Below are 12,317 nucleotides of genomic sequence, written 5' to 3'. Positions count from 1 at the left end.
GGTCAGGAATCAGACACCAATCGCACTAGCGGCGTTGTCGGCGTCTGTCGAGCTCAGGGTTCGACATCAGCCTCGGAGATCGGGGTGCGTTGCGACTGATCCAGGGATGTGTGGTCGGGGGCGGTGTCGAGATCGTTGGTGTAACGGAGTGCCTTTTCGCGCTCGTACTGGGCGGGCTTGAGGTTGTGTCGGCGTTGTTGTTCCGCACGAAGGTGGCCGATCTTGTGGTGTTGCTCGGCTGTGAAATCGTCGATTTGGGCGCGCGTCGGGGCGCGGTCGGGGCGGGTTTGGTCCCCGGGGATGTGAACGTCGGTGGTGCTGGAGGTAAGGATGTCGTTCCAGTGCCTGGGTGTTCCCGCGTGGTTGACGGCGTTGCGTCGGGCTTCCCGGACGTCGGTGCGGGCGCGGGTGTGTTCGCTTTCGTGGCTGGCTTGTTGTTTGACGAGTTCCTCGATGCGGGTGCGCAATATGTGGCGGGTGTGTCGTTTCCGGGTGGGGGATTGGTCGAGTGTTTGTCGGAGCGTGGCCAGTTCGGTGCGGGTCGCGTGGAGCGCGCGAGTGGCGTGCTGAAAGTGCTCGTCGGCGGACAGTGCTGCGCGGATCGCGTTTTGGGCTGCGTGGTGGCGGGCGGTGAGTTGGTTGATGTCGGGTTGGTCGTCGGGGTCAGGCGGGGCAGGAGCGAAGGCGGCGGCGTAGGTATCGGCGAGGGCGATTTGTTGCTGGCGTTCGGTGATCTGCTGCGCGAGTTCGGTGTCGGTGAGCGTGGACAGAGGATCATCGACGGGCTGGGTGGTGTCAGGGAGAGGGTGTTCGCGGACCCAGGTTTCGATGTGGCTGCGGAGGTGTGGGTCGGGGGTGGCCTTCCAGTCGCGGCGAAGGATGGCATGGACGGTGGGTAAGGGTTTGGTGGCGGCGAGATGGTTTGCGCGGGCGGTCATGTGGTGGACGGGGTCGTGGTCGGGAATGGCGGGCTGGTTGGTGTCGCGGCAGTCTTCGCAGAGCCCGTCGTCGCTGCGGCGAGGTGGGATGGGCGTGGCGTCGAGCGGGCGGCGTTCGATGCTGCACACGACGCATTCCAGGCCGCGTTGGCGCCGCATGGCAGCTTCGTCGTAATCGACTGAGTAGGCGGCGGGAGTGGGGTCTTTGGCTTCGTCGCGGAGGTATCCGCGGGCGGCGAGCGGGTCGGATTCGCGCGGCGGCGCTGTGGACGGGCGGGGCAGCGGCGGTAGATGTGAGGCGGGCAAGTCGGGATCATCGGTCAATCGGCGCGCTTCGTGGGCATCAGGGCGTGCCCAGGGTTGGTCGTCGATCCCGGCGCGGGTGTCGTGATAGTCCTGTTCCTGGCGGCGCGCGCGAACCTGTGAGTCAGGTAACGGGTCGCTGATCAGGTCCGGGTTATGTCGGGTGGTGTGATCACGTGGTACCTGTTCGCGGCGTTCGCGGTCATAGACCGGCGATGTTGTTGTGTCGGTCGGTGGCTGGTAGACGCCGGGGTCGGCAGCAGGGGTGCAGGCTTCGATGAGCGCTCGATGTTCGGGGAAGCGTTGGGCGGCGTTAGCGAGGCGTGCGGTGGCGACGGGGTAGGCGTAGCGGTAGAGGGTCTCGGTCACCGCGCCCACGACCCAGCGTTGCTCGGCGGTGAGACGGTCCTCGAATTCGCGGAACCGCGACACCGCGGCGCTGATGCGGCCTTGTCCGAACAGGTCGGCGACCATCGCGATCTCCGCACCGGTGCCTTGGGCAGGTTCGTCGTGTGGAGCGCTCGGCAGTGGCCCCAGTGGTGTCGGCCCGGTTGTGTCGAGGTTGTGATGTCCGCGGTCGGTGTCGGTCGGGTGTTCGTACTCGGCGGGTTCGGGTGTCGGGGCAGTGCTGGTGTGATCGTGTTCGGTCATCGGCGTGTGTCCGGTGGGCTCGGTGTCGGGTGTGTGGTGCACGAGTGCGTCGATGCGCCAGGCGAGTGCGGCGGCGATCTGGTCGGGGCGTAGTCCGGTGCCGTCGTCTGGGGTTGCGGCGGTGAGTAGTTCGTGTGCGGTGGCCAGGAGTTGGTGAGGCGTCCACCCGGTGCCGGCGGCGCGGTCGACGGCAGCGACGACGCGCGGCCATGCGGGGTCGTCGATGACGCGCTCGGCGGTATCGATGCCGAGGATGTCGGGGAGTTCGGTGACCCAGTCCGGGCGCAGGTTGTGGTCGCGGCTGTCCAGTGCGGAGGGGTCGAGTGCCAGGCGCGACCAGAGTGCGGCGGCGGGCATTTCGCCGGGCAATGGCCGCAGACCGGCAGCGGCACGAAGACGGGTGGTGATGTCGATCCCGGCGTGGGCGGCGAGGTCGACGCGGTCGGCGACGGCAGGCCAGTACGGGTCGTCGACGATGCGGGGTTCGATGGCACGGACGGTCTCGGCCCACTGGTGAACCGGGCGCGCGGGATCACCCAACGCGGATTCGATCCGAGTGTCGAGCACCTTTTGGTGGTCGCGTTCGAGGACGGGGTATCGGCGCGGCCCGGTCAGGCGCAGGTCGGTGTCCTCGACATGCACACTCGCGCGCCAGACGGCCAGATCGGCGAGCAGGTCGGGGTCGGTGCCGAGTAGAGGTCGCGCCCACACGGGTGCGTCGAGTGGTGTCCAGTCGGCGGCGTCGCGTCGGATCTGGGTGACGATGTCGGTCAGGATGCGGGCGCGCGCATCGGTGTGGGTGGAGGTGGTGTCGAGCCCTGACGGGATGCCGGGTGCCCAGGCCAGCGGCCCGGCGGGGGCCGAATGTGCACCGGTCGGGTCCAGGCGCCAGTCCAGGACCGCGGCCGGATCGGCGGCGGTATCGAGTTCGCGCACGTCGGCGGCGGCGCGCAATGCGGTGACCGAATCGGTGCCAGAGGCTGCGATGGTGGCCAGATGCTGACGAAGTACGGGGTAGGCGGGGCTGTCGGTCAGTCCCGGGTGCAGGGTCTCGGCGGCGGCGTCCAGGCGTGCCAGGCCGCTGTCACCGAGTGCGGCCTCCGCGGCAAGACCGAGGCTGTCGAGGTAGATATCGAGTGCGCGTCCGATCCGCCGGTACGGGTCGAGGACATCACGCAGGTGGGTGTGGGCAGATTTCTGGGCCCCGTCGCGCGCCAGAATCTGCACGAGATGTTCAACGGCGGTGCGCGGAAACGCTGCGGCTTCGGTCCAGAACGAGCCTTCCTCGCCGCTGAGGGCGGACGGAATATAGGTGTGGTTGGCGTGGATCCCTCGGGTCATCGCGACGTAGAACTGCTGGCGTGATTCGTTGCCGGTGAGCGCGACGTGGCAAGTGTCGGCGGTGATTCCCTGCGCGGAATCGATCGTCGCCGCGTATCCCAGCCGCACGAACTGGTCGACGTAGTCCGCGGGTAGGCGCACACTCGCCGCGGTTCTTCCGTGGTGTCGCGCGGTGATGCTGCCATCGGGATGGACGGCGGTGACAGTCCAGGTGTAGCCGTTGCGCACCCAGTCGCGGGCACCCAAGCGCAACTTCTGATTGTTCTGGCGGGTGCGGATCGTGTCGCCCACCGACGCTGCGGTGTGGTCGACGAGCCCCACTGCCACCCCGTCGAACCCGCTGTCGCGGGTGAGGCGGTCGGCCCGCGCGCGGGTGTTGAGGGCGGTGACGGTGTCGTGGTTGGCGGCCAACATGATCGCCTCGAGGCCCGTGGCATGGTCGGCGGCCCAGGCGGCGTAGGCGTCGTCGTGGGTTGAGCCGGTGTGCCCGCCGTGGATTCGGGCGTTGTCGAGGTACCAACCCAAGGCGGCGGGATCGCCCTCGCGCAGCATCAAACTCGCGGATGCTTCGGCGGTGGAGGCGAACCGCACGACGTGGGTGAGGGTGAGCTGGTGCTCGGGTGCGGCTACAGCCATGTCGTCATCGACACCGCCTGCGTCGATGGCGGGTAGTTGGTGGTTGTCGCCGAGGCAGCGGATCGTCGCGCCGCGATCAGCCAGGAATCGAAGCAGTTTCAAGCGTTTGAAGGTGCCGATCTTGACGTGTTCGTCGACGATGGCGAGGGTGTCGGCGTCGATGTCGAGGACCCACTGCGGCAACGGTGGTGGCTGATCTCGCTGCAGGGTGGGGCTGTCGGGGCCGGGGGCGTGCAGGTCGATGACGGTGAGAAGCTTGTCGACGGTTTCGCAGCGCGCACCGATCGATTCGCCCAAGACCGCTGCGGCGGCGGCGGTAGGCGCGAGACCGAGCACAGTACCGCCCTGGGTGTGCCAGGCTGCGGTCAGCACTGACATTCCGGTGGTTTTCCCGGTTCCGGCGGGTGCGTTGGCGGTGTGTACGCGTAAACCGGAGCTTGCGAAACCCTCGATCACGTTGCGCTGCCCCGCATTCAATGGTCTATCCGGGTGAGCGATGTCGTGGTCACGGATCGCCGCAGTCACGACCTCGGGGCGGAGTCGACGCGCGCCCGGCTGCACCGACAACGTGATCAGGGCATTCTCGGCATCGAGGAGTCGTGTGGAGGTGTAGATCTGCGCACCGGCCGGGGTGTACGCGCTGGAGTGGTCGCGGCGGCGCAGTGTGTCGGGGACCGTGGCGAGTTCAGGTTCCGCCGTGACAGCGGGGTCACCGAGGGCGATGGACCGGGTGGGGTCGAGAGCGGCGGTGAGTACGGCTTCGGCGGCTGTTTCCCAGTCTCGGGCGTGGATCTTGCCGCGGATGTGGCGTTCGATCTCGGCGCGCACGTTCGCTGCCCGCCAGGTCGAACGGTGCTCGGCTACGACCTGTAGGACGTGGTCGGCGGCGCGCGCGACCCACGCACCGGTGACCTGGACTCTCGCCGAGCGCAACGGATTCAACGCCGCGGACACCATGGCGGCGACGGCCTGGGCGGAACCGAGCAGTGAGGTGGCCTCACCGAGCCAGCTGCGTCGTTGCTGAGCGTGCGAGCGGAAACTGTGCTTGGCGGGGCGAGTTTCCAGCGTGGCTTGTTGGGCGAGGCTGCGTAGTTCGGTCGGGGTGGGCTCGCGACCGTGGATGTGTTGAAAGTCGGCGGCGAGTTCACCGACGCGGGAGCGGATCGCGGTTTCGCGCCGCGACCACGCCTCGATCAAGGGCACAGGGATGCCGACGATCTCGCGGATCGGGCGTTTGGTGGGGTCGGTGCCGGGACGTTCGGTGAACTCGACACCGATGGCGGTCTCGAGGTGGTGTTCGAGGCGGGTGTTATAGATCTCGCTCACGGTCACCACGACCCGGTACAACGACGCCCCGTCCAGGGTCCGCCAGCGACCGTCCAGGGTGCGCGATCGATTCGCGATCAGCACATGAGTGTGCAGGTCAGGGTCGCCGGCGCGACTGTCGCGGTGGGTGAAACCGGCCGCGACGATGCCTTCGACATCGACCTGGCGAATGCCGTTGCGCCCCAACCGGGTGAAGATCCCATGCCGTTCCAACCATCCCAACGCGTCAGCCGCTGCGGCTTGGTGGGCGGTCTCGATCTGCGTCGCAACCGAGAGCGGCGCGAGCGCCCAGAGCACGGATACCGACTTCACGGGGCTGAAGGTGATGTCGAAACCCGCGACCGCGGTCGCGGCTGGTCGTGAGTTCTTCGCGATCCAGCCCGACAATTCACGCTCATCTAGAGGTGGCCGGAAGTATTCATCGGTGAACATATCGAACGCGATATGGGTGCGGATACGCGCGCGATCGCCATCGGAAACAGCCTCATCCGCCGCCTTACCGTGCGCAAGATTGTGCTGGGTAAACGCCTCCAGACACCTTTTTCGGAAATCGGAGCTGATCGCATAGACCCGAAATGGATTGCCTAACCTGGACGCTTTGTCGGCAGCGTCGTCGGCTTGTTTCGGCGTCGATCCTGCCGCGATCGTGTGGTTGTAGACCTGGTCTTCGACCACTTCGGCGTTGGGATGGCGTCCCAGCCCGAACAGTGACTTCATCTGCGACTCGGTCACTTCGGCGCCTGCGTCGATGCCGAGGGATGCCAACCCGGTACCGGACCAGGTACCGGGTGCTTCGCCGTGGGCGGAGTAGTAGTCAGACAGCGACGATCGGCCGCGGGAGTCTGCATCGTGCGCGGCTATATTTCGCAGGTAGTACTGGTAGCCATTGCCTGCGACCACTTTGTGGATCGTCGCGGTCATAATTCCATCGAGCGCTCCGTGGCGTGAAAAGTCGATGGATTCGAGTTATGCAGTTGTCGGCACTTGACGCGAAGTTCCTGGTCGTTACCCGATCGGAATCTGAAATTCAAGATGTTCAAACCTGAATGCAAGAGGTGTGCTTAAGAAAGTGAGGAGAGAACAGGGGTAGAGGTGAGTGGGTGTGGGCGGAGTGAGAGGAGGAGTGAGCACAGGGGGTGTGTGAGGTGAGATTTGGGGGGTGTGGATGGGTGGGGACAGATCAGGTAGTGAGGGCCGGGGAGAATTGGACCGGTAGAAGAGGCCGGTAGGAGGGCGTGCAGGGACCGGAGAAGATGATCCGGTCCCTGCGACGGTCGTGAGCGCCGGCTCGGGGTGTCGGGCGCGGAAGTCAGGTCGGTGGGGCGGGGGCGGCGGTCCATCCGGAACTGCGGCACGCGTAGTGGCGGTCATCGAGTCCGACGACGTCGCCGACCGAGAGCGACCGGAACCCGTTGGTGTACCAGGCACGGGTGTGAGGATGGTCGTCGTCGTGCTCGGGGTGGTCGTTGAACGCGGCGAACACGCGCTCGAGCAGAATCTCGTCGGTATCGGCGCGGTCGGCGCGCACTCGGTAGGTGTAGGCCAGTGTCATCGGTGCGCCGGGCTGGTGCCCGGTCAGCATCGCGGTCAGGTCGGTGTTGAGGTAGACCCGCACCTGGACCTGGTTCGGTCCGGACGCGAACAGCGCCTCGCGCAGCAGGCGAAAGGCGCGGCGCGCTCGGGTGGGTAGTCGGTGCACAGCAGAGCTCCTACTCGGTGGGTGCGGTGGTGGACCGGCCCGCCGCGGGCAAGTCGACACCGCGGCGGACCGGCGAACAGGGATGCAAGCGAGGAAGGGTCAGGCCACCGACTTCTTACGGCGGGTAGCGGGGACGAGTCCGAGATCGACGCGGCAGCTGGTGCAGTAGTTGTCGGCGTGCACGACGCCGTTGCGGGCGCAGGCGTCGCAACGGCCGATCCGCTGCCCGGCCCCCAGCGCCGACGTACGGCGGGGGCGTCGAACCGTGGGCGCAGATCGGACAGGGCGGTCGGGCTGGTCGAGATTGAGAGCCATCCAGCGGGTGATCAACCGCCACGTGAGACCGGTGTTCGCAGCAGCCGCCCGGATACGATCCAGCAGCCCGCGCGCCTGCGCGGGATAGACGGCGGCGATATGGTCGCACCGGGACTCGACGAAATCGCCCAACCGGAAATCAGAAGGCAACGCGGGGATACCGGTGTGGCCGTCAGCGCGGCAGACATCGCAGAGTCCGTCGTCGCTGACCAGTCGCCCGTCGCGGACGTGAAGTGGACGGTGGTCGAGCGCGGTGCGGTCGATCCAGCACACCACACACGGCCACCCCAGATACGGCGTCATCGCGACGAGGTCGTAGTCCAATCCCGAGCCCTGCCAAGTGGACTCACGAATGTCGAGTTCGCTGTAGGGCACCAAGATTTCGTAGTCGGAGGGAACCGGGATCCCGGTGCGTCGAGCCGCGAACCGGCTCTGGTCGGCGGCGCTGATCCGCGGCGGCAGCTGAGGGCGGCTCCGGCGGGCCCGCGTGCGCCGACCACGAGAGGACCCTTCGGATTCGGTGTCGTGCTCACCCAGCAACTCCCGGGCCGCGTCGTCGAGTGCGGTGTGGCGGTCGGCGTGACCGCTGTGGCGCTCGGGGATCGTGGGCGCGAGCAGATGGCGGTCGGCTTCGGTGTAGCAGTCGGCCACGTGGAGGAAATAGCTGCGGTCCCACAAGTCGGCCTGCACATGCGCCCAGAGCAGATCGGGGCGCTTGCGCGGGTCCGGCACCGGCGGGGTGCGGTCCTCGTCGCCGACGGGGTCGATCGCGTACAGCCGCTGTGCGGCGTAGCTGGCGTACTCGCGCTCCCGTCGCTGGGCTACCCGCAGGTCACGCGCACGGTGGCGCAGACTCACCCCACTGGAAGCCGGTGCGGGGACGCGGGCACGGCGCGCGGCGATCGCCGTCGCGGAATAGCGGGCAGCGTCGGTCTCGGCACTGGGGGTGGCGGTGAGCCGGTCGCGGTGTCGGCGGTCGCGGATCGAGCGGCGAACCCATTCGGCGGCCTCGATCGAGGTGTCGGACTGGGCAGGCAGCTCAGGGCGCCACAGGCCGGGATCGCCTTCGGCGGTGTTCTCGATGATCATGGCCCGCAACTCCGGGCGGCTCTTGGCCATCCACCCCAGTTGGCGGGCAGCGACTTTCCACGGAGACCGGGTCATGATGTCAGCGGCACGGTCGAGCACCATGCGCTCGGTCGGCGACGCCTGGGCCAGCACAGCAGCGAAACGCTCACGGGCGCGGTCGGGATCGACCTCGAGCAAGTACTCGATCTCGCCGAGCGCAATGGCGAAAGGCGACACAGGATCGGTGACGTCGGGTGCGACGGTTGTGGTATCGGGTGAGTTCAAGGTAGCGGTCATCGCGAGGTTCCTGTCAGTCGTGGAAACGGCACAGCCCCGCACCGGACGCGCCAACTCGAGCACGCACCCCGGCACGGGGCTGGGTGGCTGGTCGTCTGACCCGCCTGAGTGCGGCCGACCAGGGTGGGAGCCCGACACGGCGGAGAGAACGCGCCGATGCGGCCAGCGCCGAATTCGCGGCGCCAGCCGTCTGCGCTGTAGCAACACGACCGATGGATGCGAACGGGTCGGCGCGCTGGTCGAATTCGGTGAGGGCCGGGCGCGGGCTCGCAGCCGTGGCGGGCTCACGCCCTGGTAGCACTCGGGAAGGCGGGGCAGACGGCCAGACGCTCAGCCCTTCCCACCGCCCAACCCGACCCCGCTGGTGACAGGGCAAGGTCTCGGCGCGTCCGGTTGCTGCCACTTCAGATCACCGGCGACCCGGTGAGGCCACGCCCGGTCGTGGCCGGCGACAGGGTTTCGCGGCCGTTGTGTGAATCAGGGCGGGGTTCTCGACCGACGCCGAGACCGAGCGGGCACTGCTGAGTCGCAGTTCAGTCGGTGGTGTCGATGCCTAGGTCTGAGGCGATCTCGGCTCCGGCTTGGGCGAGCCTGCGGATCTGATCAGGTCGAATACCCCCAGACAACGAAACTTCGAACAGCTGCGCCATCGTGTGGTCGGGGTCGGCCTGTAGCGCTGCGTCGATGGCGATCGCGGCGAGAACGGTGTTGTCGCGGCAGTAGGCGCTGTAGCCGAACAGCGTGGCGGCCTGGGCGTGATCGGAGCCGTCGGTCACCGACGCGATCTGTCGCCACAGTGCCTCGGCTTCGCCGTGCCAGCGGGTCGCGGCGAGGCTGTACATGATGTCGCGGATTGTCCTGTCACGCAGCAGCACGACGATCCTTGCCAGATCCCGTGCGGTGTGGAGTGTTTCGTCGGCGACGCCGATCTGGGCGAGAACCCATCCGGTGGCCTCGCGTCGGTGGTGGATCGCGCAGTCCGTCGTATTGGTCGCGGCGAGGCGATCACGGTACTTGGTCGCGGCGGGGTCGATGAGAGGGCGAACCTGGGTTGCCAGTGCGGGGTTCGGGGCGAGGAAGTCGACGAGTTCGGCACGGGAGCCATGGATCTGGCGGCCCTTGAGGACGTGGTCGAGCGCCACCGTCGACGCGCGAGGGTCGCTCACGCGGCCGACCCGGCCGAACCTGAGCAGATCGTGGTACTCCTCATCGGTCGCTATGTTCTCGACCCACCAAGCGTGCCTGGGCTCGAGCCCGGCCTCGAGGAGCGCAAACACAACGTCAACGGCAGTCGTGGCCGCGTCGTCCCGGTCGTCGACGGCGATCAGCATCGGCGAGGCAAGGTTCTCGCGCAGGCATATCGTGTCGACGCTGTCGGCCACCTGCCGGGCCAGGTGGCGGGTGGTGGCGTCGTCGATGTCGAATCGGATCACCGCCTGGAACGTTTCCATGCCAGGGGGCAGGGAGTCGGTGCTGAACAAGGCCACCACCAACGACCGGGTCGGGAAGAACCCGAGCATCGCGGGTATCGCGGCGATCAACTCGCCGGGAGTGTCGACGCGCAGGCGTGTGGAGTCCTCAGTCGGGTCGAGGGCGCACGCATCGAAAGCGGGTGAGCTGGCTTCGTCGTTGGGTTCCACCACTGATTCCTTTCTGGTTCGAAGGCAATGCATGTGGGAGTACGACGATGGGCCCAGGACGAGGTTCTGGCCTCGCGGTCGGACACATGGTGAGCGAGGGCCGCACAGTGCGTGAACCGGCGATTGCCTCCCACGGTGTGGTCTCGTCGGCGAGGGTGTCGAGGCGGTCGCACATGCGGTGCAGGAACCGACGTTGATACGAGGTCAGGGCTGCGCGGCGGATTCCAGCGGATCCACCGATTCGATGAATTGCAGCGGTACCAGCACCGGGGCGAGCCCGAAGCCGCTGTGGGTGTCGACGACAGTGTGGCGGTGACGGACCGCCAGGACGCGGACACGGTGGCGCTGCCCGCCGCGGGTTGTGATCGCGGCCGAAATCGCGGCGCGGCGCAGCCGGTGCAACTCCACGACGATCAACGCCTGCCGATCGTGCCCGCCGGTGACGCCGTCTGCCGGGTCGCCCGGTTCTGCCTCGGTGATGACAGTGAGGCGTTGGGCGATGACTGTGCGCAGGCGACGAATCTCTTCCCACGGGCTGGTCTCACCGGCCAGGGTTTCGAGGCGGTCGAGCAGGTGGTGCAGAAACCGGATCTGGATCGTGGCCGTCTCTGGCGGGGTCGTTGGCGCTCATGGCACACCCTTGCCCGGGTCAGGCCACCAACTGGCGGTGCACGTCGGTGCTGTTTCCAGTCGCTGCGGTGGTGACGCTTGCGAAACCGGGGTGGCGGGCCGGGCGGTGGCGGGCACGGGCGGCGATCGCCGCGCTGGTGGTGCGCATCGCGTCGGTGGCCGGGCTCGGTTCGGCGTGCAGGCGCAGGTCGTAGCAGTCCTCGCGGACCGGGTGACGCGCCCATTCACCGATCTCGACCTCGATCGGGACCTCGACGACCTCGACGCCGATGGCCGGGCGGGCCTGATGTTCGAGCGCATCGGTGTCGGTGGTGGACAGGCGGGCTGCGGCGAGGGCGAGGACTCTGGACAGGGCAGCGTTGGGTGAGTGGGCGTGGCCGCTGTGGAGTAGCCCCAGCCACGCCCAGTCCGCGGGTGCCAGCTCGTCCAGTGCTGCGGCCATCGCGGCGCGTGCTCGCGTGGGTGCGTGCTCGGCGAGTGCGATCAGCGCGGACGCCGCCGCAGCTGACGCGGTGAGTGCGGGTGGTTCGGTAGAGACAGGCTCGCTCATCAGGGGTCTCCTGGGTTCGGTTGAGGCAGTGATGGGTTCACGCCCGAGGGGATGGATCCACCGCTGTCGAGATGATGGGTTCGTTCAGTGCTGTTCTTCACGCATCTGCGACTCGCGCCAGATCCGCTGCCAGGTGCGTGGGACCGATCGCCGGGGCGCAGGGCCGTGACTGCCCCGGCGCGGTCGCTGGTCTCGGCCCAGAGTTGCCCGTTGGGACGGTGCACGGTGTACCAGCGGGTCGGCTCCCAGTCGCCCTGGTCGCGGGCGTAGGTCGAGTTCTCGGGTTCGTTCACGCGGTCATCGGCCTTTCGCCATGTTGATTCGGCGTACCGCGACTGGTCTGGCCGGTATTCGGGAAGGCGCACCATCGGAGGGCGAACGTCGTCGACGCAGGGGCCGGGCGGCGGTGAAACCGTTCGGGGGTGCACCCGACCGGAACATCGGGTGCACCCCCGCCGATACCGGTGAGTGTCACTGACGCGGACCCCGGATTTGGCACTAGCGCGGGACCGGTTTCTAGAACGGGGGCTCGTCGCTGAATCCGCCGCCGAACCCTGCACCGGATCCGTTACCGGGTGCGGTAGCCCAAACATCGTCGCCACCGCCGGTCGGGGCACCAATAGCTGCCCCGACAAGTTCTCCGGAACGATCGGGGCTAGTGTTTACACTGTTACGCTTGCCGTTTCGCTTGTTGACCTTGGCAGTCGCATAGCGCAGCGAGGGCCCGACCTCGTCGACCTCGAGTTCCACGACGGTGCGCTTGTCGCCTTCTCGGGTCTGGTAGGACCGTTGCTTGAGACGGCCGCTGACGATGACACGCGCTCCCCGGGTCAGCGTTAAGTAGACCTCTTTCGCCGCTGTCCATAACGTCCGTACGGTTTGTATTTGGTCGGTAGTTCCTGCTACATAGACACCTCGTCTTG

The 12,317-nt window shown here is 67.4% G+C and carries 7 protein-coding genes; all 7 read right to left on the bottom strand.

From position 1 onward, the window contains the following. Window positions 1-53: 53 nt before the first annotated feature. Window positions 54-6,116: a MobF family relaxase gene (mobF, locus tag ACWEVR_RS32260; protein ID WP_452469996.1), complete on the bottom strand. Its 6,063-nt coding sequence runs from the start codon at window positions 6,114-6,116 to the stop codon at window positions 54-56. Window positions 6,117-6,504: 388 nt separating this feature from the next. Beyond that, a complete protein-coding gene (locus ACWEVR_RS32255; RefSeq protein WP_452469995.1) occupies window positions 6,505-6,894 on the bottom strand; it encodes a hypothetical protein in 390 nt (129 codons plus the stop codon). A 99-nt stretch (window positions 6,895-6,993) separates the two neighbouring features. Continuing rightward, window positions 6,994-8,574, bottom strand: coding sequence for a hypothetical protein (locus ACWEVR_RS32250; RefSeq protein WP_452469994.1), 1,581 nt, complete (start codon window positions 8,572-8,574; stop codon window positions 6,994-6,996). Between the two features lie 533 nt (window positions 8,575-9,107). Next, window positions 9,108-10,214 carry a DUF4192 domain-containing protein gene (locus tag ACWEVR_RS32245; RefSeq protein WP_452469993.1) on the bottom strand — a complete coding sequence of 369 codons (1,107 nt, stop codon included), beginning with the start codon at window positions 10,212-10,214 and terminating at the stop codon, window positions 9,108-9,110. Between the two features lie 204 nt (window positions 10,215-10,418). After that, window positions 10,419-10,622, bottom strand: a complete 204-nt coding sequence (locus ACWEVR_RS32240) for a hypothetical protein (protein WP_452469992.1) — start codon at window positions 10,620-10,622, stop codon at window positions 10,419-10,421. A gap of 241 nt (window positions 10,623-10,863) precedes the next feature. Further along, a complete protein-coding gene (locus tag ACWEVR_RS32235; RefSeq protein WP_452469991.1) occupies window positions 10,864-11,394 on the bottom strand; it encodes a hypothetical protein in 531 nt (176 codons plus the stop codon). Window positions 11,395-11,910: 516 nt separating this feature from the next. Further along, window positions 11,911-12,317, bottom strand: a 407-nt coding sequence (locus ACWEVR_RS32230) for a single-stranded DNA-binding protein (RefSeq protein ID WP_452469990.1), incomplete at its 5' end; no start/stop codon positions are given.

The sequence above is a fragment of the Nocardia sp. NPDC003979 genome, from assembly GCF_053605015.1.
The sequence above is the reverse complement of the archived record's forward strand: the minus strand, read 5'-3'. Positions and strand labels throughout refer to the sequence as shown.

What these genes read in the sequence shown, in the direction of transcription:
- ACWEVR_RS32235 (WP_452469991.1), bottom strand. Translation starts at nt 11,394, where the DNA reads ATGAGCGAGCCTGTCTCTACCGAACCACCCGCACTCACCGCGTCAGCT.
- mobF (WP_452469996.1), bottom strand. Translation starts at nt 6,116, where the DNA reads ATGACCGCGACGATCCACAAAGTGGTCGCAGGCAATGGCTACCAGTAC.
- ACWEVR_RS32250 (WP_452469994.1), bottom strand. Translation starts at nt 8,574, where the DNA reads ATGACCGCTACCTTGAACTCACCCGATACCACAACCGTCGCACCCGAC.